Raw genomic sequence first — 22,776 nt, 5'->3', positions numbered from 1 at the left:
ATAGATTTTACTTATAAGTGTTAGTAACACTACGCCTCTACCGCAAGCTTTGCTAATCACTCACAGTGAGGGCCTCAAACAAAAGCGAGCGGGGTGACCTATGCAAAATGAAAAACTGGCGTTGGTAGTCGGGGCTAACGGCGTGATTGGCGGCAAGCTGATTGAAGAACTGGAACGGCAAGGTTGGCAGGTGGTTGGCCTGTCACGACGCGGGGGCGTCAATCGGCCGCAAGTGCGCTATGTGGCGGTCGATCTGTTGGATGCTCAGGCGACGCGCAATGCCTTGCGCCCGCTAACCGAGGTCAGCCATATTTTCTATGCCGCTTATCAGGATGCGCCGGACTGGGCTGGGCTGGTTGCACCGAATCTGGCGATGTTGGCCAATGTGGTGGAGGCGCTGGAGCCGATAGCGCAAGGGTTGGAGCACATCAGCCTGATGCAGGGTTATAAAGTTTACGGCGCGCATCTGGGGCCGTTCAAGACGCCGGCGCGGGAAAGCGATGCCGGGCACATGCCGCCGGAGTTTAATCTTGAGCAGCAGAGCTATCTTGAACGGCGTCAGCAGGGCAAAAATTGGCGCTGGAGCGCGATCCGGCCCAGCGTGGTGGGGGGCTTCTCGCTCGGCAATCCGATGAATCTGGCCCTGACTATTGCGGTCTATGCCTCCATCAGCAAGTCTCTGGGGTTGCCGCTGCGATTCCCCGGCAATCCGGGGGCCTATCACAGCCTGCTGGAAATGACCGATGCGGGTCTGCTGGCGCGCGCCACGCTATGGGCTGCGACGGAACCGGCGGCGGCCAATCAGGCGTTTAATATCAACAATGGCGATCTGTTTCGTTGGAGTGAGATGTGGCCGAAAATTGCCGGCTACTTTGGTCTGGAAGTGGCGCCGCCGCTGCCTATGCCGCTGACGTCGGTGATGGCAGACAAAAGCGAGTTGTGGCAGGCGCTGGCGCAGCAGCATGGCCTGGCCGAAGCGGATTATCGCGCTGTGGCGAGCTGGCGCTTCGCCGACTTTGTTTTCTCGTGGAATTACGACATGTTTGCCGACGGCAGCAAGGCGCGCCGCTTTGGCTTTCATCAGTTTGTCGACACCGAAGCGATGCTGTTCGCACTGTTTGACGAATTCCGTCGTCGCAAGATTATTCCTTAAGCCCGCTGGCGGGGGATAGGTTTTTTATGGCAATCTTTGGCTGCCGCCAGATACGGCAGCCAAGAGGCCGTCATCCCGACAGGCCCAGGCCGATGAGAATGAGGAAATAAACGTGACAGGGATTACCGCCATACTGACGCTTTTGCTGGCGCTGGTGACTATTGCGCCGCTTTCAAAGCATGCAGCCTGGTGGATTCGGGTGTGGGATTTTCCCCGCCTGCAGATACTGGCGCTTTCGCTACTGGTGTTGTTGCTGAATCTGCTGTTTGTGCCGCTGTCGCCTTGGGTGTGGGGCATGATGGCGCTGAACCTGGCCTGTGTGGTTTACCAGGCGGCCTGGATTTACCCTTACACCCGGCTGAGCAAACCGCAGGTGCTGGACTTTACCGGCTATCAAAAAAAGCCGCGTATCCGCATTCTGGTGTCCAATGTGTTAACACCCAATCGCCAGGCGGATAAGCTGCTGGCGTTGGTGGCGACCGAGCGTCCGGACGTGCTGGTGGCGGTGGAAACCGACCGCTGGTGGGAACAGCAGCTCTCGGTACTGGAGCAGGATTATCCGTACACGTTGAAATGCCCGTTGGATAATCTGTATGGCATGCACGTTTATTCGCGGTTGAAACTCAGCGATGCGCAGATCCAATATCTGGTGGATGATCAGATCCCGTCGATGCACATGATGGTGCATTTGCCGCATGGGCCGCAGGTGCGCCTGCACTGCGTTCACCCGATGCCGCCGAGCCCGACTGAAAACGAGGAATCGGAAGACCGCGACGCCGAACTGGTGATGGTCGGGAAAAGTGCGGCCAAATCGGAGTTTCCGGTGATTGTGACCGGCGATCTGAATGACGTGGCTTGGTCGACCACCACCCGTTTGTTCCTTAAAGTCAGCGGTTTGTTGGATCCGCGCCGTGGTCGGGGCATGTTCAGCACCTTTCATGCCGGTTATCCGTTCCTGCGTTGGCCATTGGATCACGTGTTCCACAGCGATGATTTCGTGCTCGGATCGCTGCGTCGGTTGACCAGCGTCGGTTCAGATCACTTCCCGATTATGGTGGAGTTGGTGTATTCGCCGAAGCAGGGGGCGCAGCAGGAAAGCCTGGAGAAAGACAGCGAAGATGAAGCGCTGGCGCAGGAAAAGTTAGACAGTACCGACTCAACGCCTGAAGACGTACATACGCCAGGCAGATGAAACAGGCCCCGCAGCCTAGGCTGCGGGGCACAGATTAGAGGGTCAGCATGATCTTGCCGATGTGCTGGCTCGACTCCATCAACGCATGGGCTTCGGCTGCTTGTTCCAGCGGGTAGGTTTTGAAGATTTGCGGTTTTAACGCACCGCGATCCAGCAATGGCCAAACCTTTTGCAGCAAATCGGCGGCAATACCCGCTTTGTCTTCAACGCTTCGCGAACGCAGCGTGGAACCGGTGTGGGTCAGACGTTTGAGCAGCAACGGCATCAGGTTCAACTCCTTCACCACGCCATTCTGGGTGCCAATTTGCACAATGCGGCCATCCATCGCTGCCGCCTGGTAGTTTTTCGCCAGGTAGTCGCCGGCGATCAAATCGACAATCACGTCAGCCCCTTTGCCGTTAGTTGCGTGCCGGGTCTGCTCGACAAAATCCTCGTCGCGATAGTTGATCGACACATCGGCCCCCAAGGCCAGGCTGGCCTGACGCTTCTCTTCCGAGCCAACGGTGGTAATCACATGAGCACAGAAAGCTTTCGCCAGCAGGGTGGCGACGGTACCAATGCCGGAAGTGCCGCCGTGGATCAAAACGGTTTCGCCAGCTTTCAGGTTGCCGCGCTGGAACACATTGACCCACACGGTAAAGAAGGTTTCCGGAATGGCTGCTGCCTCGACCAGGCTAAATCCTTTGGGGACCGGCAGCGCATTGCTTTCATGCACCTTGCAGTATTCGGCATAGCCGCCACCGGCAATCAGGGCGCATACGCTATCGCCAACGGCATAATTTTGCACGCCGACGCCGGTGGCGACCACCACGCCAGCGATCTCCAGGCCTGGGATATCCGATGCGCCGGGAGGCGGTGCGTATTGGCCGCGGCGTTGCAACACGTCAGGGCGGTTAACCCCGGCGGCGGCGACCTTCACCAGGATCTCCCCTTGTTGCAGGGACGGCAGCGGCCGCTGTGCGACAACCAAAACTTCCGGTTCGCCGGGCTGGCTGATCTCAATGGCTTTCATGGTGCTGGGCAGTTGCGGGTTCGCAGACATGACGATTCTCCTCGGTTGGCATTCAGGCGCAGTGACCCATCTAGGTAACCAGCTGCAGTAATTGATGATTTATCTTACTGAAATGCTAAGGAGAGAGTGTAGCTCACAGGGCGATTTTTTCGGGGGAAGGGGGCGCCGCCGCAAGGGCGGCATAACATCAATCATTTGGCGGGATGCGAAAACCTTTTAGCGAGACGATAAAGTGTTCTTTCCCTTTGGAAATTTTGGCACCTCTATCACACCACAGGCTGGCGAGCTGGAAAAAATCATCGCTGTCGATGTCATAGGCCAGTTCGATTTTTTTCGCCGTGCCGTAGCGGATCAGCTTTTCGGCTTCCTGGTGGTTTGTTGCTTTAATCATGGTGGTCATAACGAAATCCTTGGTGTTGAGCCAGTGCGGATAATCGCCGACCATGATATGGCTATATTGTGACAATTTTGTGATAAAAAAATGACAAAGTGCGGTTGTGTGGTTTGGGGCACAGCATTGATGCCATTCCCCAAACCACCGTTGCATCAACGGTCGTGCGGACGCAGCAGGGTACTTTTCTTCAGTGATTTAAAGTGTTTATACAATGCAAACCCTGCAATGCCAGTTAATACGACCAGCAAAGATAAATATTCAGTCGCCATCTGACTAACCTCCGATAAAGCGTGGCTTAAGAGGCGTTATTTGTGACAGCTATCACATTGAGCTGCAATGAGACCATTCTGTAAGGTTGTAACTGGCTGATATTCAGACATAAAAAAAGCGCCTATAAGGAGGCGCATAAAAAATTGCAACACAGCTTGTTGTGTCCAGCACCAGGAGGAGTGGTGAACAGGAAGCCATTGTATGAAGTGTGCGTTGCTGCCGATATAGGGATAACTCTTAAAGCACGGTCACCATTGATAACCCATATTCACGCTGTACTCAGGATCCTGATTGGTGGAATAGGGATCAGACTGGCGACGGCGGTCGGTTTTTTTCACCGGGCTGTTCAGCGACGAATACGGTTTGGTGCGCTTCTGGCTACACCCGGGGTGATCGCATTCCAGATCGACGCGAAAACCGGTTTTATCTTCTGACTCCGACCAGACCACGGGCGCCTTGGCAGTTTTTTCCGCAGGGCCGAGCGCGGTTTTGGGTGCGGGTGTGGGTTTGATGCTGGGCTCGGGTGCCTTGTAGGACAGGTCCAGCGCCTGGGCTGGGGCGCTCAATATTAATAGTGTGGTGCAGCAAAATGCTGCCAGCGTATGCCCTCTAAGCATGATCAACCTCCCTTTATAGTTACGCAGCGCAACTATAAATTACTCAGGCGAGAATTACTATCATTTGTAGCCGCTGAAGAAGGGGCGGAGAGTTGGCGGCGTAAAGGTTCAGGTCTAGTATATGAGCAACTTCCCGTTATAAGACATTGGACTATGACTACTGACACCGCGGCGCTCAGTTGGCGCCAGCGCAGCTATCGGCTGTTGTTCGATAACCATTCGCGCATTGGGCGCAGAATGGAAACCTTTTGGATAGGTGCCGCGCTGCTCAGCGTGATACTGCTGTTCCTCGAGCCGGGGGGCAGTGCCTTATATTCGCCCGGACGGCAGGCCATTTATCTGTTCTTCTGGGCCGAGGTGATTTTTACCGGCATTTTCACCCTTGAGTATCTGTTACGCCTGTGGAGTACGCCACCTGAGCAACACTATGCATTAAGTTTTTTCGGCATGGTCGATTTGTTGACGGTGCTGCCGCTGTACATCATCTGGTTGTTCCCGCAGATGACGATGGAATTCGTCATGCTGCTGCGTGTCCTGAGGATATTGCGGGTGTTGCGGGTATTGAAACTACTGCGTTACATGAGCGAAATGGGCATGATTTGGCGCAGCATCAAGCTAGCGCGCCATAAGCTGGCAATGTTTTTTGGTTTTGTCGCCGTGGTGTTGTGCGTCTTTGGCGGTTTGATGTATGCGATAGAGGGCGGCAGCGGCGGGTTTACCAGCCTGGCGGCGGCTATCTATTGGGCGGTCGTCACGCTGACCACCGTGGGCTACGGCGATATCGTTCCCCATACTCCGTTGGGCCGATTATTGACCGCGGTCCTAATCCTGGTGGGCTATTCGATCATTGCGGTACCGACCGGTATTCTGACAGCTTACATGTCGCAAGAACTGCAACGCAGTCGTGAAAGGCGAAATTGTGAACAATGTCAACGAGGTGGCCACGAGACGGAGGCAATATTTTGCAAATATTGCGGCAGCCGATTGCCCCCATTATCGGGTAAACAGAACCAGAAATGACCAAAAAACAAGCAAAATGGGTTAAATCCTGTGCGTTTAGCCCCGTTTCCACCGAGGGGCTAACAAAAAGAGTTGCTATTAAAGTCCCATCATGAGTTAATGCTTCTCGGCCTGTGGTACAGACCTATTTATGCACGACATTTTGAGTAAAGTAGTTCAAATTTAAAGCGTTATCCTAGATAGCTCTTCACTGACGAATTTCCTTTCTAGTGCCTCCATAAGTAACTGATGACCGGCTATATCTTGCCCATGGTGGCTTACATTTAATATTGAAGGAATTAGACATGTCTAACATGATCAAAGGTCAAGTGAAGTGGTTCAACGAGTCTAAAGGTTTTGGTTTCATCACTCCAGCAGACGGCAGCAAAGACGTGTTCGTACACTTCTCTGCTATCCAGGATCAAGGCTTCAAGACCCTGGCTGAAGGCCAGAACGTACAGTTCTCTATCGAGAACGGTGCTAAAGGTCCGTCAGCGGCTAACGTTACCGCTATCTAATCGGCTCTTCTGCTGATTAACAAAAACCCGCCAAGGCGGGTTTTTTTGTGTCTGTAATTTGGCGCAGGCAAAAAAAAGCCCGCAAGTCTGCGGGCAAAAGTTCCTTGTTACTTCTTCATTTGCTGATACTTCTCTGGGGGGAAGCACCAGGAAACAGACTAACCGTTGTGCGCTTAAGATTCTGCGGACAAAACGTTAAGAAAGTGAAAAGCCGTTGGGCTGCTACGCTTTAGCAGGATCCATACAGGTTGATGCCGGATTAACTACCGGCGCGGTATTTTTCTCACCTCATTTTGTAATACACTGACATCACTGATAAATGATGGGGTACGGCATGAAAGTTAACGATCTGGTCACGGTAAAGACGGATGGCAAACAACGGCGTGAAGGGGTGATCCTGGCGGTAGAAGAGTTTAACGAAGGGATCATGTACCTGGTTTCTTTGCCGGACTACCCAGCCGGTGTTTGGTTCTTTAACGAGATTGACAGCCGTGATGGTACCTTTGTTGAACTCCGGCAGGCGGATCCCAAGTAATAGCCTGACAATGGCCGTTACTTCACTGGCGCATTAATTTAATTCGCAAAATTTCCGTTAGGTAATTATCCCGGAAAGGGAGGAAAGCTCTGTTTTTAAAACGGGAATACCCGTCGCGGCCGAGAGTATCGTCGCGAGCAGGTATTTAGGTTATTTAAATGCGCGGTTTCCAGCAGGACACTCTGAAAGACATTTAAAACCAACGTTTGGCAGACTAAACGACAAACCTTTATCTAGCGGCTATTGACAAATATTCCACTGGTCAGGGTGTCGGTCAAACGAACAACATGGTAAATAATCTGCTTGTTGTGCGTTTTAATTTTTCTTTTGATATTTCCCTTATGGGAAGACACGGTTTTGGCCTTAATTTGCATCTGGTCGGAGATCTGGATAGTACCCTGACCCGACATCCACATGCGCAGCATGTTTGACTCGGTTTGGCTCAGCGTAACGGGAGTCTGATCAAATGAGGTTTTTTCCGTGCGGGGCGCTTTTCTCTCCAGATAGTGACTAAGTAGTTGATTCATAGTCTCTGGTTTGATTGATTTTGACGAGATGATGACATTTTTACGAACATATAAATAATCGTCGAAATGTACGTTGGTGATGGCCATAAAGATGAAGAATAAGGTGTCAGGGTGTAGTGAAATCACCCCTTTTATACGTTCCGTAGCGTTCGCTTCGTGTATAAAGCAGTCTTCATTAATAAAAACCAGGCTGGGTTTCAGCTTGCTGCACTTTTCGTGCAGATCGTCGATATCGTTGATGGCATTAATCTGGCGTTTTTTTACTCCGTGTGTTGTCAGGTAGTCTGTCAAACCTAATCTGGTATAGCTGCATGAATCCATAATGATCGTTGGCATATCGCACCCCCACTTAAATCCGTTTTACCGCGGTAACAAAAAGAAAAAGCCTGAAGCCTAAAAGGCAAAAAAAAGGAACAAAAAATTCACGTAGAAGCAGTGTTCTATCAATAAACACGGCTGTACTCAACGATATTTTATTACTAAACTAATTAACACTGTGAATCTATAAGTTTAGCTTAAGTCAGAATAATCTGCTGGCGTAGGAATTGCCGTGAGGTAACGCCAATTTGTGCTTGAACCGCGTGCCTGCTGGTCTTTTTATCATTGATTCAACCCATCATGTCACGAAACGAAATTTTAGATTGCTAGGAAAATTCTTAAAAAAAATTCATGTGTTGTTTTTTTAACATTTTTTAGCTTATTTATTGATCACAGAGAATGTTGTTTTATTTGTATGACTTAATATTTAATAATATTATCATAGTGTTATGTTTTATTCTTTTGTTTTTGATAATGATTATTCTTCCAGTCCTTATCACTTGTGATAATCAATAATCACATAGAGTTAACATTAATGCGTTTTTTTGTTAAAAAAACCGGTGGTATAACAACGAGTTGATGTGACCAATCGTGCTATTTCGACAAATGTGAAAAATGTCAGTAAGTGATTAATTGGTTTTGCTGAACTATTTCTTCGTAGTTACGGGCTGTCAATTATAAATTATTGATAAAGGTTTACGGCCGTTGACTCCCGGCCGTAATAATAGAGCGTCCCACGCAAGGAATAGCCTTCACTTTTCCCGATTAGCCAAGGTCCGGCAAACAGAACTTCATCGATTCCAGGGTCAAATGAATATCGCTTTCCTGCGTCATCCAATTGACCAGCGCAGCACGGATCCCCGGCTGCCCATTGTAGCGAGTAGGGGTACAACGCACGATGCCATGCCGATCCAGGTGGGCGATAAAACGATCGCGTGCCGCAACGGCATCGCCTTCGGTATTTTTAAGGGCAAAGCACACTACGTTTAAATTGACCGGTGCCAGCAGGTGGAAACCCTCGCTGGCCGTCAGCTCTTGGCCCAATAGTTTTGCCAGTCGGACATTACGTTCCACCATATCCTGCATGCCGCTGCGACCATAGGCTTTCAGCGCCATCCATAAAGGGAGTGCCCGGAAGCGCCGCGAGTTTTCAGGGGTCAGATGCAGATAGTTGTCCGGCCGTAACGTGGGGGCTTCCAGATAGGCCGAATGGTTTTGGAACACCTGCATCTGCAATGCCAGATGACGACTGAATTGAATAGCGCTGTCATAGGGCACGTTCAACCATTTATGCGCGTCAACGGTGATGGAATCCGCCTGCTGCCAGCCTGCCAGGCGCGCTGCATAAAGCGGCGAACAGGCCGCCACGCCGCCAAAGGCCGCGTCGACATGTAGCCAGAACGGGTAACGTTCCCGCAGCGCCAGCAGGTGCTGAAGGTCGTCGAAGGCCACCGTATTCACCGTGCCGGCACTGGCCAGGACGAGAGTCGGTATGCCGACGCTGCTAGCCAGATGCCGTTCCAGCGCCGCCGGATCTATAGCTTCGGAGCCGGGAAGACAGTCGATAATTTTCAGCGCATCACGACCGATCCCCAGCATGCTGAGCGCTTTCACGCTGCTGGCATGCGGATTCGCCGACAGCACCTGTACGGGGCCCAGGGCCGCAACCCCCTGCGCGGCGACGTCGATGCCGCGTTGCTGCCCGAGCCACTGGCGGCCAATGGCGATACCGACAAAGTTGGCCATGGTCGCCCCGCTGACAAAACTGCCATTGAAGGTTTCCGGCAGCCCCAGCAAGGTTTTTAGCTGGTCTACCGTCGCCAATTCAATCGCTGCGGCAACGGTATCCTGGCTCAATTGACTATTTTGGTCGATAGCGCTAACCAGCCAATCCGCCGCCAGTGCCGCCGGGGTTGCTCCACCGGTCACAAAGCCAAAGTAACGTGGCCCGGCGCTGGCGGAGATCCCCTCGGCATAACGTTGCCAGAAGTGGTCCAGTGCCGCGATCGCGCCCTTGCCACCTTCGGCCAGTTGGTCATCACCCGGCTGAAGTTGCTGTGCATCCAAGGGCGGGCAAACCGGGCGCTGTTTTATGCCGCTCAGAAACGTTTCGGCCAACTGACGGGTGTGATCGAGGATCTGTGGAAACTGGTCAAGGTCTTGCTGCAAACGTGGGTGCATCGATAACTCCGGACGTAAGGGGGAATAGTGACACCCTAAACTCTTTACTTTGGCGCGAAAATCGATGAAAAATACCCTTTTTGGATAGCAGGGCTAACCAATGTTCGATGAGCGTATTCCTTTACACTTTCTGCCGACCTTTGTAATTGCCGCCCGGCTAGAGAACCTGCGCGCCACCGCCCAGCAGGTGCACCTTACCCACGGTGCCGTCAGCCAGCAGATCCAGCAGCTTGAACAGGCGATGGGCTGTCCGTTGTTTGAACGGCAGGGGCGGGGGCTGCGTCTGAACGCTGCCGGGCGCGAGCTGTTGGCGGTGGCCGAACCAACGCTGGAAGCATTGCAACAGGGGATTGGCCGGGTCAGGCGCGTTGCGCAAAGTCAGGCTCTGCGTATCAGCGTCTTGCCTTCTTTCGCTCATTACTGGTTAATGCCGCGGCTGTCGTCTTTTCACGCGGCCTGTGCCGATATTACGTTGGATATCGATGCCTCGCTGGCGGTGCAGGATCTGACGCGCAAAGGTTTTGATGCGGCTATTCGTCTCGGCAATGGGCAATGGGCGGATATGCAGGCGCAACTTATTGCCAGGGGAGAGGTGGTGCCGGTCGCAACCCCTGCGTTGGCGCGCCAATGGCAGGCGGCCTTCGACGAAGGTACGCCAGGCATACCGCTGCTGGAGCATGATGTTACGCCATGGCGCAGTTGGTTTTTGGTGCATCAGCAGAGGGAGTATGGCAGGCCTCTGGCGTCGTTCAATGACGCTGGCTTGTTGATCCGCGCGGCCGAACAGGGATTTGGTATCGCGCTGGTGAAAAGACTTTTGGTGAGCGATGCGCTAACCGAGGGCCGGCTGGTGTCGTTGGCTGCGGCTCGGCAACTCGAACCGGTTGATTTTTATCTGGTCTGGCCGCAAAACTCCGGGTTGACGCCGGGGGTCGAAGCCTTGTTACATTGGTTGCAGCGTCAATTGGCCTGAGTTCAGCGTCGTCGCCAGGCCGGTTGCGAGCGGCCGAGCGGGGTGGCCGGCAGTGCCCAAAGTAGCGCGGTGCCATTGAACCATAACGCGGGGTTAAGACGTTGCGCCGGGCCCCAGCAGGTCAGTTCGGTTTCCGGGTTTTCATCTGCATCAACCGACGGCGCCAGTGGTTCTCCCGAATGTTGTGGCGGGTAAGGATGACGCAACAGCAGCTCTGCCGTTCGGGCCAGCGACAGCCGGGCGCTGTAGCCGGTGCCATTTTGCAGACGTTGGCGGATGCCCTGCAGCACCGCCGTGGCCATCAGGTAACCGGTGGCGTGATCCAGCGCCTGAACCGGCAAGGGTACCGGTATCGCGGCGTCTTTCCATTTCATGCCCGCCTCTGCCAGACCACAGCTCATCTGTACCAGACTGTCGAAACCGCGCCGCCCACGCCACGGGCCGCTCCAGCCATAGGCATTCAGGCAAACGTCGATCAATCCCGGAGATAAAGCCTGTCGTTGTTCCGCGCCATAACCCAGTTTTTCCAAGGCTCCGGCGCGATATCCGTGCACGATAACATCGGCGTTTTTCAGCAGATGTTCAAAGGTATGGCGATCGTGGGCGTTGGTCAGGTTCAATCGTGCACTGCGTTTGCCGAGCATCACCTCATGCTCAACAGCCGGTTCGTCCCAGCCGTAGGGATCGATACGTAATACGTCCGCCCCTAAACCGGCGAGAAAACGGGTGGCTACCGGGCCGGCGATAATCCGCGTCAGATCCAGCACCCGTACGCCGTGCAGCGGCCTGGCGCTGGGCAGCGTCCAGACTGGCGTCGCAGCTTCCTGAAGTTGCGTCTGATGGATCAGCGGTTCCAGGGCAACGCTTTTACCCTGGGTATGCTGCCGCCACGCTTCGACAGAAAGCATTTGCGCCGCGCAGCCACCGGCCTCTATCACCGCCTGCTCCAGCTCGTTTTTTTTCCATGCCAGCACCTTTTGTGCCAACCCATTTTTATCCTGATTCGGACCGAGCACTTGCTCTACGGCTTTACGGTGATGCGGTGCATTGGTATGCAGGCGGATCCAACCGTCGCTGGTGGCATAATCGCCCGCCAACGCGTCCCAGGCTGCTGGCAATGACCAACCTAGCGGACGTAGCGTCCAGCCGAACCATAAGGACGCCAACCGTCGATCGACAAACACTTGCGGTGCTGCGCTGCGATTCTGTTGCAGCAGTCCGGCGCATGCCAGCCCGGCGGCGGCCCAGCAGGCGGTCGCCAATTCGCTGACTGGGAATGCGCTGCTCAGCACACCTTCACCGCTGACCGTCACCGACCCCGTCGAAAAGGCGTCGTGACCGAAGCTTTGCCCGATCTCTGCGAGCAGCGTTTGAGTAAGGCTATCCATTATCAACTCCAGCGGTGACGGTCAGGGGACTGAACCTAGCGTAGTTCACCCCGACCGGTGTTGCTATGGCGTAACGTTCAGGGTGCGACCATCCGCCAGTTTTGCACGCAGACTCTGGGCGGCTATGCCGTCGAACGGCTGCTCGCTAAAATTGGCGGTCAGCGTGGTGCCGTCGCTGAAGGTGGTTTGCTGCACCCACCCGGCTTTATCCAGCCAGCGGAAATCGATCAGCGCTTTATCCCAAAGGGCCTGATGCAGCGGACGGAAGGCGGCGTCGGCCTGTTTGATCTGCGGCAGGCGCGCCTGCAGCGTGGCACGGCTGAGATGGAACATCGGCGCGGTATTGTAGAGCTGGCTCAGCAGGCTGCGGGTGGTTTTGACATCGCTGAATTTCAGGTTGTCGTAGTTCCAGTGGTGGCTGCTGATCACCGCGTCGTGGAACACCGCCTGATACATGGGCAGACGATAGCGCGGATCGAATTCCACCGTACGGTAGGGTTCCTTCACCTTGGCCGGGCTGAAAAAGAAGGCCGGTTGGGCATTGGGCCACCAGGCACCCAGGTAATAAGGGGAGGACTTATCGTGATTCATCTGCTTATCGCCCCAGCCAAATCCCCAGGTTTCCATGCCGTGGGCAAACATGATGTGGCGTGCGGTCACCGCATTGCCATCTTCGGAACCGAGCGGCAGGCGAAGGGTATTGCTGAACCAGGCCAGCCGCGCATTGCGAGCCTGCGCCATTTGCTCGGCACCGGTCGGGTGGTTGGGCTGATAATCGTCAGAGACCATCCCGGTACCGTCAACGTCGAGGAATAGGCTGTTCAGCCCGGCCATTCGTACCAGTTCGGTCATGCGCTGTTGAGAGTAAGGCAGTACGCAGCCTGGATTCAGGTAGTAGCCTTGTTTGCCGAAGCCGGGTTTCTTGCTGCCGTCGGCACGCACGATGGCGCACTTTTCTCGCAGGGACGTCGGCAGTTGGGCGGTTAACCAGCTGTCATTGACTCCACGTGGAATGGCGGTGTCGTAAGAATCGTAGCTGGCGATCAGGTATCCCGCCTTTTTGGCGCTTTCTACCGCATGCGGGTGCAGAAACTCGGCGGTCCAGTTGTCGGTACCCAACCACAGCCGAGGCAGGCCGGCCTGCTGCAGCGACTCGACCAGGGGGCTAGCCAGCCCCTGTCCCCAGCTCTGCGGCGCAGTCAGATAGGGCCCGAGTTGCCGTTGCGCCAATGCCCGGATATCCGCGGCCTGTTGGCGTTGCGCCGATAAGAAGTCGGCGTCATCCGGCGTCGCCTTGAGCGGTGTCAGTGTCACCAGCGCCTGATTAAGGGCATCAATCAGCGCTTGCTGTTGCCAGCCCTGCGGCGTTTTTCCCGCCAGCGTGCGCACGGTTTTTTGGCTATCGGCATCCATTTTCCGCCACAGAACTTCACCCTTGGAGGTGATAAGCCAGGCCAACAGACCCGGCCAATCTTTCACGTCGTTCGCCGCCAGCAGTTTGTCGCCCCACAGATAAATGTGCGTAGCACCAATCAGCTTTTCGCCTTCCGGCGCGATGCGGATTTTATCTCGCAGGCTGCTGAACTGACCGCTTTGTTGCAGGTATTCACGGTAACGGCGCGCGCCGGACAGCGGCGAGTCTCCCACGTGCAGCAGCACCTCGAAAGCCTGCTGCTGATTAAAGCGGTTGAACTCATGACTACTGCGCATGGCGAGTCCTTTTCCTGCGCTGGCGAAGGTTACCTGGTTGCTGAATGGGGTTAGCAGTAACCAACTGTAGACCTTGCCTTGCTGTTGCTGGCTCCACAGCGGCAGTTTCAGATCCCAGTTGGTATCCAGCGGCGTCATTTCCTTGACCAGATAATTCCGCCAGACGGGATTGTCCAGCGGGATGCGGCTCCCTTCGCCAATCGGCAGCAGCAGGGTCGTTGCCTGCGGCGGCAGCCTGAACCAATTCAGGGTTTGTGCCCGCTTGCTGCTGAAACTCAAACGCAGATCGCCACCCTCCAATCTGGCGGTAACCTGCATGGCGCGGTTGGGCCATTGCCAGCTTGCCTGCGTCGATGTGCTTTGCAGTTCAGCCACGGTTTGCCCAGCCAGTGCCTGGTTAACCTGGCTTTTTCCCGCAACGATTTGCAGCGTGGCAGGATCGATATCAAAACGGGTTTCGCCCTGTTGCAAGAGCAGGGCCTGAGCGGGAAAACCGGCAAGCAGGGCGAGGCTGATGGAAAGGCGAAGCAGGTTCATTGAATGCGTGTCCTTGAGGATGATTGTCCTGTTGAAGCTCAAGCTTATCGGTAATTAGCCAATTGCCCAATGCCAATAAGTTATAATCGTGTGACTCATCAAATATTGGGGTTATTGAGTTTAATTTCCGTTTAATAAATTCGCCTTTACATCGTCACTCTGCGTCACTATACTCAGCCAAAATTTCAAAGAGGAAACACAATTGGACAGTTTTAGTTGCAGTGATATAAATAAGGCAAGCTGACCAATCCTCTTCTGATTTGTTGCTTGCCGAAAACGGCGGGCAGCACCCCTCTCTGGTTATTCCGAGCTGTGCAAACCCGAATCTGACTGTTATTCCTGAGGCCAAATGGCATCGGGTGAATTGATTTGGACGTAATTATGGTTATTTGCAGCCACAGCCTATTCCCTCCTGGCACTTATACGCTCAATCGCTGATTTATTATCGGCGCGATTTCGCGTGTGCTAAAAAGCACATGATTTTATCTCCTGTGGTTATTTAAGGGGAAAGTCATGGCTATGACTCCTTTTGTTTTAAATTTATTACTGGCGATGAGCCTGGGCGCCGTTATTGGCGCAGAACGGCAATGGCGCCAGCGTATGGCCGGCCTGCGTACCAATGCACTGGTGGCGACCGGGGCGGCGGTATTTATCCTCAGCTCCATGTCTACCGACCCTTCCAGCGCCGGCCGGGTTGCGGCACAAATTGTCTCTGGCATCGGCTTTTTGGGAGCCGGGGTGATCATGCGTGAAGGCCTGAATATCCGCGGCCTTAATACGGCGGCCACGCTCTGGTGCTCAGCCGCAATAGGCGTGCTGTGCGGCCTGGGGCAGTATTGGAACGCGGTGCTGGCGACGCTGGTGATCCTGTGCGCCAATATTCTGCTGCGCGAAGCGGCGCAGCGCATCAATCTGCAGCCGCAACAACAGGCGACCGATCTGGAGGTGTGCTACCGCATACAGGTCACCTGCGGCGAGCAGGACGAAATACTGGTACGCACCCTGATATTACAGGCGCTAAATGGCGTGGCATTAAGATTACAATCATTGCGCAGTGCCGATATTGCTATTCCCGGCCAGCTGGAGGTTTGCGCGGAAATAACCGCTAACCCTTCGGTGCAAAAAGAGATTGAGGGTATTGTCTGTCGCGTCAGTCTGGAAAAAAGCGTCAGTGCTGTACGTTGGCGTATCGCTTCTGAATTGCCTGTCTAATAAGTCATTAATGTTTCACTGTACTCAGTGATAAGGAGGCGTCATGGACGGTGACCCCGAAAGCTTAATTATTCAGCGTGCACGACGCGGCAATAATTCGCGCTAATCACGCCAACTAAATAAATTCCATTCTGTGCTTATTCACCTGTTAATCAGGCGGGGTATCCCTGTGCGCAGAGTAAGATAAGAGAATTGCATTATGACCTATATTAATGAAACCGTACGTCGCCGGGATAAAAAATCGACGCCATACGCCATCGCACAAGAGGCGAAAAACAGCGTTGACCAGACGCTGGCAAATTTAAAATGCAACCGTAATGGATTAACCCAGGAGGATGTTGATGAACGCCTGACGCAGTTTGGTATTAATCAGGTAGCTCATGAGAAGGCTCCGCACGCGTTGGTGCAGTTGTTCAGCGCCTTTAATAACCCGTTTATCTATGTACTGATGGTGCTGGCTGCGATCAGTTTCTTTACCGATTACTGGCTGCCTGCCCGGCGCGGTGAAGAAACCGATCTCACCGGTGTCATCATCATTCTGGTGATGGTGTCACTCAGCGGGCTGCTGCGCTTCTGGCAGGAATACCGCACCAACAAGGCGGCGGAGACGCTGAAGTCGATGGTGCGAACCACCGCAACGGTAATGCGCCGCAGCAGCTACAGCGCACATCCGCTGACGCTGGAGGTCCCGATCCGCGAACTGGTGCCGGGCGATATTATTCAGCTCTCTGCCGGGGATATGGTACCGGCGGACGTTCGCCTGCTGGCGTCGCGCGATCTGTTTATCAGCCAGGCCATTCTGACCGGCGAGGCGATCCCGATTGAGAAATACGACGTTATGGGCAACGTCAGCCAAAAATCGAGTGAGGACGAAGTCTCCAGCGAACATGCGCTGTTGGAGCTGTCGAACATCTGCCTGATGGGCACTAACGTCGCCAGTGGTACCGCCACTGCGGTGGTGGTGGCAACCGGCGGACGCACCTATTTCGGGTCGCTGGCGAAGTCGATTGTCGGCACTCGTTCGCAAACCGCGTTTGATCGTGGGGTTAACAGCGTCAGTTGGCTGCTGATCCGCTTTATGTTGGTGATGGTGCCCATTGTGTTGCTGATCAACGGGTTCACCAAAGGCGACTGGAGCGAAGCCGCGCTGTTTGCCCTGGCGGTAGCGGTTGGGTTGACGCCAGAAATGCTGCCGATGATCGTCAGTTCCAACCTGGCGAAGGGCGCTATCGCCATGTCGCGACGCAAAGTGGTGGTCAAGCGTTTGAACGCCATTCAGAACTTCGGTGCGATGGACGTGTTGTGCACCGACAAAACCGGCACCCTGACGCAGGATCGCATCATCCTTGAGCACCATCTGGATGCCAGCGGGACCAAAGACAATGAGGTGCTGCACCTGGCCTGGTTGAACAGCTTCCACCAGAGCGGAATGAAAAACCTGATGGACCAGGCGGTGATCCGGTTTGGTCGCGGCAAGCCGGGCATCGAGGCGTTGGGCCGCTACAGCAAGGTCGATGAGCTGCCCTTTGATTTTATACGCCGCCGTTTATCGATCGTGGTGGCGGATGAAAATGGCCAACAACGCCTGATTTGCAAAGGGGCGGTGGAGGAAATGCTCGAAATTGCCACCCATGTGCGCGACGGGCAGCAGATTTTACCGCTGGATCAGGCTCGGCGTGAGGCGTTGCAGGCGCTTGCCGCTCAATATAACGAAGAGGGATTCCGCGTGCTGGTACTGGCAACGCGAGATCTGGGCGAACAGAAAAATGCTCTGCCGCTGAGTATTATCGATGAACGCGATATGGTGATCCAGGGCGTTCTGACCTTCCTCGATCCACCGAAGGAGAGCGCACAGGAAGCGATCGCCGCCCTGCAGGAAAACGGCGTAGCGATTAAGGTTTTGACCGGCGATAACCCGGTGATCACCTGCAAAATCTGCCGCGATGTTGGCCTGGAGCCGGGTGAACCGCTTTCCGGTCCGCAAATTGAACTGATGGACGACGCCACGCTGGCGCAAGAAGTGGAACAGCGCACGGTCTTCACCAAACTGACGCCGCTGCAGAAGTCGCGCGTGTTGAAAATGCTGCAGGCGAATGGCCATACCGTCGGGTTCCTCGGCGACGGCATTAACGATGCGCCGGCGCTGCGCGATGCCGACGTGGGCATTTCGGTCGACACCGGTACGGACATCGCCAAAGAGTCGGCAGACATCATTTTGCTGGAAAAAAATCTGATGGTGCTGGAAGAGGGGGTGATCAAGGGACGGGAGACTTTCGGCAATATCATCAAGTACCTGAACATGACCGCCAGCTCCAACTTCGGCAACGTGTTTTCGGTGCTGGTGGCCAGCGCCTTTATTCCGTTTTTGCCGATGCTGGCGATCCACTTGCTGATCCAGAACCTGATGTACGATATCTCTCAGCTGTCGCTGCCGTGGGACAAGATGGACAAAGAGTTCCTGCGCAAGCCGCGCAAGTGGGATGCGAAAAACATTGGCCGCTTTATGCTGTGGATTGGGCCAACGTCGTCCATCTTTGATATCACTACCTATGCGCTGATGTGGTTTGTTTTCGCCGCCAACAGCGTAGAGCATCAGGCGTTGTTCCAGTCCGGCTGGTTTATTGAAGGCTTGCTGTCGCAAACCCTGGTGGTGCACATGCTGCGCACCCAGAAGATCCCGTTTATTCAGAGCACCGCCGCGCTGCCGGTGTTGCTGACCACGGCGCTGGTGATGGGGCTGGGTATCTACCTGCCGTTCTCGCCGCTGGGCGCACTGGTCGGGTTGCAGCCACTGCCGTGGGAATACTTCCCGTGGCTGGCAGGTACCTTGGTCAGCTACTGCGTGGTGGCACAGCTGATGAAGCGTTTCTATATTCGCCGCTTCGGTGAGTGGTTGTAATAAGTGCCGGCTGTAGGGGCGAAATATTATCCGCCTCTACAGCATTTTTTTCACCAGCAGACCCAGCATGATGGTCAGGGTAAAGGAAAACAGCGTACCCAGTAGCACATACTCGGTACGCATTTTGTCATCGCTCTGGCGCAAATCGCCAAAGCGAAAGATTGACTTGGCTGCCAGCAAAAAACCGACCGCCGGGATTTGGCCGATCAGCACAAAGGTCAGGATCAGCGTTCTTTCCAGATAGCCAATTTGCTTGCCCGCACGTAATAACGAGTCGTTATCGGCTTTGGCTGAAGGAGGCATCTGCGGTGCCCAGTGAGCCAAAAGCTGGCCGATAAGCACGCCCATCGGCATGTAAATCACCAAATACGTCACCACAATCAGCCCAACCTGCCAACCGACAATGGCCGCTCCCAGCGCGCTAAGCAGGCCATGGGCATTGGGCGTCAGCGACAGCCACAGCAGTGCAATCACCGTAAGATGCAGGCCTTGATCGAGCAGAAAACCGCCCGCTTGACTGATGCGCGTCAATAACGTGACCTTCAACAGGTCAATCAGCCAGTGGCTGATGGCGATAACCAGCAGGGCGGTCAGCACCTGGCCGGAAGAGAGTCCGCCATGCAGCAACGCAAAACCGGCCACCACCCAGGCGGCCAGCACGCCGTGCAGTAAGGCATGCAGCAACAGGAAACGAGAACGTGCGCGGTGACGAGCCTTATCCTCGACCCAACTGCGCGGCTGCAGCGGGAAGTCGGCAAGCAGGTGAACCACCAGCAACCAGGTCAGCAACGGCGCGTAGCTCAAATCCATATTCAGGTGATCCTGTTAATCGCGTGAATAAATCGCATCATTTCCTCGTAGGCCGCGCGTTTCAGCGTTGCAGAAACGGTGGAGGCGGCCTTTTGCAGCTTTTCCGCTACCTCTTGGCTGGTGTCGGCGAAGAAACGTGCCTGGACGACCTGCGCTTCGGTCTGTGAAAGGCGGCTAATCACATGATCTAACATCGGCAATAGATCGCTGACAATGGCATTTGTCTGCTCATTGTCATTTTTCAGAGCCAGTCGGCAATTTTTCATCAAAGCGTCCAGGGCCTGGCCAGAATTCACAAAGGCGCTGCCATAACCGGCGGTTTGTCCCTGGTCGCTGCCGAGGCCAACGGCGATGCGGGCATCCCAATGGCGTGAGTCCATCGCTCTAAGCGCAATACGGATATACACCGCCAGCAGCAAACCGGATTGCGGTTCGGCCACCGCTTGAAAAGCATCGCCACGGAAAATCTCGAATCGCTCAATAAGCGTAGCCCGTTGCAATTGACTCAGCAGGGCATTTAACCCGGTAATGTAGTGAGTGGTGTCTAATTGCCGTGAATTGACCAGATCGCCGGTGATCACGCTAACTTGTGCTGGCATCTCTTTTTCTACTCTGAAGCGGGAGTTATCGGTAAATTTCGCACCTCAAGGCGAATATGTCAATAATTCGTATCTGAGTGCGAATATGGTAAATATTCGTCTCTCAAGGCGAAATCAACTCCGCCGCTGAATAGGCTCAAGCATCAGCTTAAGCAGCGATTTCTCCATCCGGGCGACATAGACGCCCAGCAGGATCAGCCCCACGCCCAAGATCTGCGCGCTGATGGTATCGCCACTGTCGCGCAGGCGGTCGATAACCACGCCTGCCAGCATTTGGCCACTGATAATCAGTAGTGCGGCGCGCAGGGTGCCGAGACGCGGCAGAACATAGCTATTCAGCGCGACAAACAACGCCCCGATGACACCGCCAAGGTAGGCACCCCACGGGGCCTGGCCGAAGGTTGCACCGTTGACGCTGCCGGTTGCCACCAGCAGCAGGCTGAGGAACAAAAAACCGACGATATGATTGCAAAGTGAGGCCTGAAAAGCGCCACGATCCAGCGCCAGACGCCCGTTGATTGCGCGGCTGAGGCCGATACAGACGCCGTTGAGTAGAGCAAGGACTATCAGGGTAAACATGGGCGTTACCTCAGGAAAATGAGCAGAGCGCAGCCGCAGAGGATCAGCAGCGTGGCGACGATATCGTTGAGACTCAAACGGCGTTTAAGCGAGCCAAACCAGCCGCAGCTGTCGGCGAGCATGCCGAACAAAACCTGACCGGTGAGCATCAGCGCCAGGCTGCCGGAAAGCGCCAGCGGGCTGTTGACCGTAATGGCGGCCAGCACCACCGTCAGGGCACCGGGCAGACCGCCCAAATAAGCCCAGCGAGGCGTCCTGGCCGATGAGGCCGCGCGGCGCGGAGTACGACGGTTCAGCAGGAGCAGCAGCAACCAGGCGGTGATGGCGCCCATACCGTGAGCCAACCACGAGGCCAGCAAGGGGGAGTTATAGCTGGCCAGCAGGCTGTTGATGGCAATCATCAGGGCTAATAGGGCACCGGCGCCCAGCGCCAGCAGAGGATCGGAAAAACGTTCACGCATCAGGGTTTCAACTTCAAAATTAATTTGAAGAGCAGCCTATATTGTTTTTGTTTAAAGCTTAATCCACTAAAATGGAAACTCATTGTTGAGAAAAAGTTGACTGATAATGAACGATCGCTTTGCAGCAATCCCGGTATTTGTGGCGGTGGTGGAATGCGAAAGCTTTTCTGCCGCCGCCGAGCGACTGGGCATCACCAAATCGGCAGTAAGCAAACGCATCACCCAGCTGGAACGCTCGCTGGGCGTGCAATTATTGCAGCGAACCACCCGCAGTTTGAGCCTGACCGAGGCCGGTGAGCAGTATTTTGGCTATGCACGCAATGCCTGCGCCGTAGCGCAAGAGGGAGAGGATGCGGTCACCCGTTTGCAGGGACAGCCGCAGGGCTGCCTAAGGATCAGCGTACCCATGGTGTTTGGTCGTTTGCATATTGCCCCGTTGATCCCCCGTTTCCTGGCGGCTTATCCGGCGGTGGAGATCAATATGATGATGGACGACCAACTGGTCGATTTGGTCGAAGGGGGCTATGACCTGGCGATCCGCATCGGTCGACTGGCCGACTCGAGCCTGATAGCCCGGCGTATTGCACCGTGCAACAGCGTCTTGTGCGCAGCGCCGTCTTATCTGGCGCGCTGTGGAACACCGACGGACATGGAGCAATTAGCGAAGCATAACTGTTTGTTTTACAGTTATTTCCGCGGGGGGAGCGAATGGCAGTTCGACGGGCCTGCGGGGGCTGTACGTTTCCAACCCAGAGGCAATTACCAGGTGAATAACAGCGAGGCGTTGCGTGAAGCGTTGATCGCCGGTTTGGGGATTTGTCAGATGCCGACTTTCATCGTTGGAGACGATATTGCGCAGGGGCGACTGCTTGAGTTGATGCCGGACTATCGGCTGCCCGAGCATGCCATTTATGCGGTCTATCCACAGCGTAAATACTTACCGGCTAAGGTATCGGCCTTTGTCGATTTTTTGCTGGCTCAGCTCGGAGGAGAGCGGCCTTATTGGGATACCCCGGATCGCTGATAACACCCCGTCGCCATTCGACCGGGAATACGCGTGCCTATAGGTACGCCACCGGCGAAGGGAGATTAAGGTGCGGGGTGTTAGAAACTTTTCACCAGCACTTCGCGCGGCTGTTCGTTGCCGTGCTTCAACAGATAGTCGAAAGATTTCTCGCTACTTTTCAGCTGCTGCAGAAATTCCTGCGGTGACAGGTCGTGTTTTTTGCCGCTCATATAAGCCAGCGCCAGTTCTTTTGCCTGATAACGTGAGAAGTTGTACATAAGAGCCCTCTAAACGGTGGATTTCACGCTAGAGATTGTAACGAAAGAGCACATAATGAACAGTCGCTTTGGCGTATGGAATCAATAGCTGAAACTTAACTCAGGCTGAGTGAGCGTTTTCACCGGGCCATCGCGAAAGTGAGCCATTCTGCGCAATCTTCGCAAATCTTAATATTCACTAATTCATATATGTTTCTTGGCATTTTTCCTCCTTCGGCTTATGATGGCGGTTATCGTAAAAGGAGGATCCCCATGACATCACTGACGCCACTGGCATTGTTTAAAAATCTGTCGGAGGAAACTCGCCTCACGCTGGTGCTTTTGCTGCGCCAGGCGGGTGAGCTGTGCGTGTGCGAATTGGTCAGCGCATTGGAGAAATCGCAACCCAAAGTTTCTCGTCACCTCGCGATGTTACGTGAAAGTGGTCTGCTGATCGATCGTCGCGAGGGCAAGTGGATTTACTACCGCCTGTCGCCGCATATGCCGGCCTGGGCGGCGGCAATCATCGAACAGGCTTACCTTAGCCGGCAACAGCAGGTGACCGAGCTGGCGCAGCGCGCGTTAGGGGCGGTCTGCCGGTAACGCTAAAAAATTTAAACAAACACATT

At 54.6% G+C, this 22,776-nt stretch carries 22 protein-coding genes; 10 read left to right on the top strand and 12 right to left on the bottom strand.

Going from position 1 to position 22,776, the window contains the following annotated elements; genetic code table 11:
• The first annotated feature begins 100 nt into the window (after positions 1-100).
• Both NR114_RS11295 and NR114_RS11290 read left to right on the top strand, forming a co-directional pair.
• The gene (locus NR114_RS11295) at positions 101-1,153 is read left to right on the top strand and encodes an SDR family oxidoreductase (protein WP_234530348.1); all 1,053 of its coding nucleotides are present in this window, start codon (positions 101-103) and stop codon (positions 1,151-1,153) included.
• A gap of 112 nt (positions 1,154-1,265) precedes the next feature.
• On the top strand, positions 1,266-2,345 hold the full coding sequence (locus NR114_RS11290; RefSeq protein WP_128865353.1) for an endonuclease/exonuclease/phosphatase family protein: 1,080 nt from the start codon (positions 1,266-1,268) through the stop codon (positions 2,343-2,345).
• Between the two features lie 34 nt (positions 2,346-2,379).
• On the opposite strand, the gene NR114_RS11285 is transcribed toward NR114_RS11290, so the two are convergent.
• From NR114_RS11285 to NR114_RS11275, 3 genes are all read right to left on the bottom strand, one after another.
• The gene (locus tag NR114_RS11285; protein WP_048760352.1) at positions 2,380-3,387 is read right to left on the bottom strand and encodes an NAD(P)H-quinone oxidoreductase; all 1,008 of its coding nucleotides are present in this window, start codon (positions 3,385-3,387) and stop codon (positions 2,380-2,382) included.
• A 157-nt stretch (positions 3,388-3,544) separates the two neighbouring features.
• On the bottom strand, positions 3,545-3,757 hold the full coding sequence (locus NR114_RS11280; RefSeq protein WP_041415483.1) for a hypothetical protein: 213 nt from the start codon (positions 3,755-3,757) through the stop codon (positions 3,545-3,547).
• A gap of 512 nt (positions 3,758-4,269) precedes the next feature.
• Positions 4,270-4,638 (bottom strand): hypothetical protein, encoded by a 369-nt coding sequence (locus NR114_RS11275; RefSeq protein WP_234530350.1) that lies wholly within the window; start codon positions 4,636-4,638, stop codon positions 4,270-4,272.
• Positions 4,639-4,791: 153 nt separating this feature from the next.
• On the opposite strand from NR114_RS11275, the gene NR114_RS11270 reads away from it, so the two are divergent.
• From NR114_RS11270 to dsrB, 3 genes are all read left to right on the top strand, one after another.
• Positions 4,792-5,658 carry an ion transporter gene (locus NR114_RS11270; protein WP_234530351.1) on the top strand — a complete coding sequence of 289 codons (867 nt, stop codon included), beginning with the start codon at positions 4,792-4,794 and terminating at the stop codon, positions 5,656-5,658.
• Between the two features lie 284 nt (positions 5,659-5,942).
• Entirely contained in the window at positions 5,943-6,155 is a 213-nt protein-coding gene (gene cspE / locus NR114_RS11265; protein ID WP_004946278.1) for a transcription antiterminator/RNA stability regulator CspE, read from the top strand.
• A gap of 334 nt (positions 6,156-6,489) precedes the next feature.
• Positions 6,490-6,690 (top strand): protein DsrB, encoded by a 201-nt coding sequence (gene dsrB / locus NR114_RS11260; protein ID WP_020827577.1) that lies wholly within the window; start codon positions 6,490-6,492, stop codon positions 6,688-6,690.
• Between the two features lie 233 nt (positions 6,691-6,923).
• On the opposite strand, the gene rcsA is transcribed toward dsrB, so the two are convergent.
• Complete coding sequence (gene rcsA, locus NR114_RS11255; RefSeq protein ID WP_044552189.1) at positions 6,924-7,553, bottom strand: transcriptional regulator RcsA; 630 nt, start codon at positions 7,551-7,553, stop codon at positions 6,924-6,926.
• Between the two features lie 747 nt (positions 7,554-8,300).
• A complete protein-coding gene (locus tag NR114_RS11250) occupies positions 8,301-9,716 on the bottom strand; it encodes a pyridoxal-dependent decarboxylase (protein ID WP_234530409.1) in 1,416 nt (471 codons plus the stop codon).
• 100 nt (positions 9,717-9,816) lie between these two features.
• On the opposite strand from NR114_RS11250, the gene NR114_RS11245 reads away from it, so the two are divergent.
• Positions 9,817-10,689, top strand: a complete 873-nt coding sequence (locus NR114_RS11245) for a LysR substrate-binding domain-containing protein (protein WP_234530408.1) — start codon at positions 9,817-9,819, stop codon at positions 10,687-10,689.
• 2 nt (positions 10,690-10,691) lie between these two features.
• Here NR114_RS11245 and NR114_RS11240 read toward each other — a convergent pair whose 3' ends face one another.
• Positions 10,692-12,077 carry a CoA transferase gene (locus tag NR114_RS11240; protein ID WP_256813534.1) on the bottom strand — a complete coding sequence of 462 codons (1,386 nt, stop codon included), beginning with the start codon at positions 12,075-12,077 and terminating at the stop codon, positions 10,692-10,694.
• 63 nt (positions 12,078-12,140) lie between these two features.
• Positions 12,141-14,324, bottom strand: coding sequence for a glycoside hydrolase (locus NR114_RS11235; RefSeq protein WP_234530404.1), 2,184 nt, complete (start codon positions 14,322-14,324; stop codon positions 12,141-12,143).
• Between the two features lie 513 nt (positions 14,325-14,837).
• On the opposite strand from NR114_RS11235, the gene NR114_RS11230 reads away from it, so the two are divergent.
• Both NR114_RS11230 and mgtA read left to right on the top strand, forming a co-directional pair.
• Entirely contained in the window at positions 14,838-15,536 is a 699-nt protein-coding gene (locus tag NR114_RS11230) for an MgtC family protein (RefSeq protein ID WP_044552178.1), read from the top strand.
• Between the two features lie 199 nt (positions 15,537-15,735).
• Positions 15,736-18,435: a magnesium-translocating P-type ATPase gene (gene mgtA, locus NR114_RS11225; protein ID WP_234530402.1), complete on the top strand. Its 2,700-nt coding sequence runs from the start codon at positions 15,736-15,738 to the stop codon at positions 18,433-18,435.
• A gap of 36 nt (positions 18,436-18,471) precedes the next feature.
• Here mgtA and NR114_RS11220 read toward each other — a convergent pair whose 3' ends face one another.
• From NR114_RS11220 to NR114_RS11205, 4 genes are all read right to left on the bottom strand, one after another.
• Positions 18,472-19,245 carry a DUF3307 domain-containing protein gene (locus NR114_RS11220; RefSeq protein ID WP_234530400.1) on the bottom strand — a complete coding sequence of 258 codons (774 nt, stop codon included), beginning with the start codon at positions 19,243-19,245 and terminating at the stop codon, positions 18,472-18,474.
• A gap of 2 nt (positions 19,246-19,247) precedes the next feature.
• Complete coding sequence (locus tag NR114_RS11215) at positions 19,248-19,844, bottom strand: SatD family protein (RefSeq protein ID WP_116690243.1); 597 nt, start codon at positions 19,842-19,844, stop codon at positions 19,248-19,250.
• A 114-nt stretch (positions 19,845-19,958) separates the two neighbouring features.
• Positions 19,959-20,423 carry a DMT family transporter gene (locus NR114_RS11210; protein WP_234530398.1) on the bottom strand — a complete coding sequence of 155 codons (465 nt, stop codon included), beginning with the start codon at positions 20,421-20,423 and terminating at the stop codon, positions 19,959-19,961.
• 5 nt (positions 20,424-20,428) lie between these two features.
• The gene (locus tag NR114_RS11205) at positions 20,429-20,884 is read right to left on the bottom strand and encodes a DMT family transporter (RefSeq protein ID WP_130016354.1); all 456 of its coding nucleotides are present in this window, start codon (positions 20,882-20,884) and stop codon (positions 20,429-20,431) included.
• A gap of 106 nt (positions 20,885-20,990) precedes the next feature.
• On the opposite strand from NR114_RS11205, the gene NR114_RS11200 reads away from it, so the two are divergent.
• Complete coding sequence (locus NR114_RS11200; RefSeq protein ID WP_020827565.1) at positions 20,991-21,908, top strand: LysR family transcriptional regulator; 918 nt, start codon at positions 20,991-20,993, stop codon at positions 21,906-21,908.
• Between the two features lie 80 nt (positions 21,909-21,988).
• On the opposite strand, the gene NR114_RS11195 is transcribed toward NR114_RS11200, so the two are convergent.
• The gene (locus tag NR114_RS11195) at positions 21,989-22,168 is read right to left on the bottom strand and encodes a hypothetical protein (RefSeq protein WP_020827564.1); all 180 of its coding nucleotides are present in this window, start codon (positions 22,166-22,168) and stop codon (positions 21,989-21,991) included.
• A 252-nt stretch (positions 22,169-22,420) separates the two neighbouring features.
• Between NR114_RS11195 and NR114_RS11190 the strand changes: the two genes are divergently transcribed.
• Positions 22,421-22,750, top strand: coding sequence for a metalloregulator ArsR/SmtB family transcription factor (locus NR114_RS11190; RefSeq protein WP_234530394.1), 330 nt, complete (start codon positions 22,421-22,423; stop codon positions 22,748-22,750).
• Positions 22,751-22,776: the final 26 nt, after the last annotated feature.

Origin of the sequence: Serratia sp. Ser99, assembly GCF_024519545.1 — a bacterium.
Taxonomy (GTDB): domain Bacteria; phylum Pseudomonadota; class Gammaproteobacteria; order Enterobacterales; family Enterobacteriaceae; genus Serratia; species Serratia liquefaciens.
Note: the sequence above shows the minus strand (reverse complement) of the source record. Positions and strands in the feature narration are given on the sequence as shown.

Coding starts and splice junctions, on each gene's coding strand:
- NR114_RS11245 (WP_234530408.1), top strand. CDS start 9,817: ATGTTCGATGAGCGTATTCCTTTACACTTTCTGCCGACCTTTGTAATT.
- NR114_RS11285 (WP_048760352.1), bottom strand. CDS start 3,387: ATGTCTGCGAACCCGCAACTGCCCAGCACCATGAAAGCCATTGAGATC.
- NR114_RS11230 (WP_044552178.1), top strand. CDS start 14,838: ATGGCTATGACTCCTTTTGTTTTAAATTTATTACTGGCGATGAGCCTG.
- NR114_RS11295 (WP_234530348.1), top strand. CDS start 101: ATGCAAAATGAAAAACTGGCGTTGGTAGTCGGGGCTAACGGCGTGATT.
- rcsA (WP_044552189.1), bottom strand. CDS start 7,553: ATGCCAACGATCATTATGGATTCATGCAGCTATACCAGATTAGGTTTG.
- NR114_RS11195 (WP_020827564.1), bottom strand. CDS start 22,168: ATGTACAACTTCTCACGTTATCAGGCAAAAGAACTGGCGCTGGCTTAT.
- NR114_RS11240 (WP_256813534.1), bottom strand. CDS start 12,077: ATGGATAGCCTTACTCAAACGCTGCTCGCAGAGATCGGGCAAAGCTTC.
- NR114_RS11215 (WP_116690243.1), bottom strand. CDS start 19,844: ATGCCAGCACAAGTTAGCGTGATCACCGGCGATCTGGTCAATTCACGG.
- NR114_RS11210 (WP_234530398.1), bottom strand. CDS start 20,423: ATGTTTACCCTGATAGTCCTTGCTCTACTCAACGGCGTCTGTATCGGC.
- mgtA (WP_234530402.1), top strand. CDS start 15,736: ATGACCTATATTAATGAAACCGTACGTCGCCGGGATAAAAAATCGACG.
- NR114_RS11200 (WP_020827565.1), top strand. CDS start 20,991: ATGAACGATCGCTTTGCAGCAATCCCGGTATTTGTGGCGGTGGTGGAA.
- NR114_RS11220 (WP_234530400.1), bottom strand. CDS start 19,245: ATGGATTTGAGCTACGCGCCGTTGCTGACCTGGTTGCTGGTGGTTCAC.
- NR114_RS11280 (WP_041415483.1), bottom strand. CDS start 3,757: ATGACCACCATGATTAAAGCAACAAACCACCAGGAAGCCGAAAAGCTG.
- NR114_RS11250 (WP_234530409.1), bottom strand. CDS start 9,716: ATGCACCCACGTTTGCAGCAAGACCTTGACCAGTTTCCACAGATCCTC.
- cspE (WP_004946278.1), top strand. CDS start 5,943: ATGTCTAACATGATCAAAGGTCAAGTGAAGTGGTTCAACGAGTCTAAA.
- NR114_RS11235 (WP_234530404.1), bottom strand. CDS start 14,324: ATGAACCTGCTTCGCCTTTCCATCAGCCTCGCCCTGCTTGCCGGTTTT.
- NR114_RS11270 (WP_234530351.1), top strand. CDS start 4,792: ATGACTACTGACACCGCGGCGCTCAGTTGGCGCCAGCGCAGCTATCGG.
- NR114_RS11205 (WP_130016354.1), bottom strand. CDS start 20,884: ATGCGTGAACGTTTTTCCGATCCTCTGCTGGCGCTGGGCGCCGGTGCC.
- dsrB (WP_020827577.1), top strand. CDS start 6,490: ATGAAAGTTAACGATCTGGTCACGGTAAAGACGGATGGCAAACAACGG.
- NR114_RS11190 (WP_234530394.1), top strand. CDS start 22,421: ATGACATCACTGACGCCACTGGCATTGTTTAAAAATCTGTCGGAGGAA.
- NR114_RS11275 (WP_234530350.1), bottom strand. CDS start 4,638: ATGCTTAGAGGGCATACGCTGGCAGCATTTTGCTGCACCACACTATTA.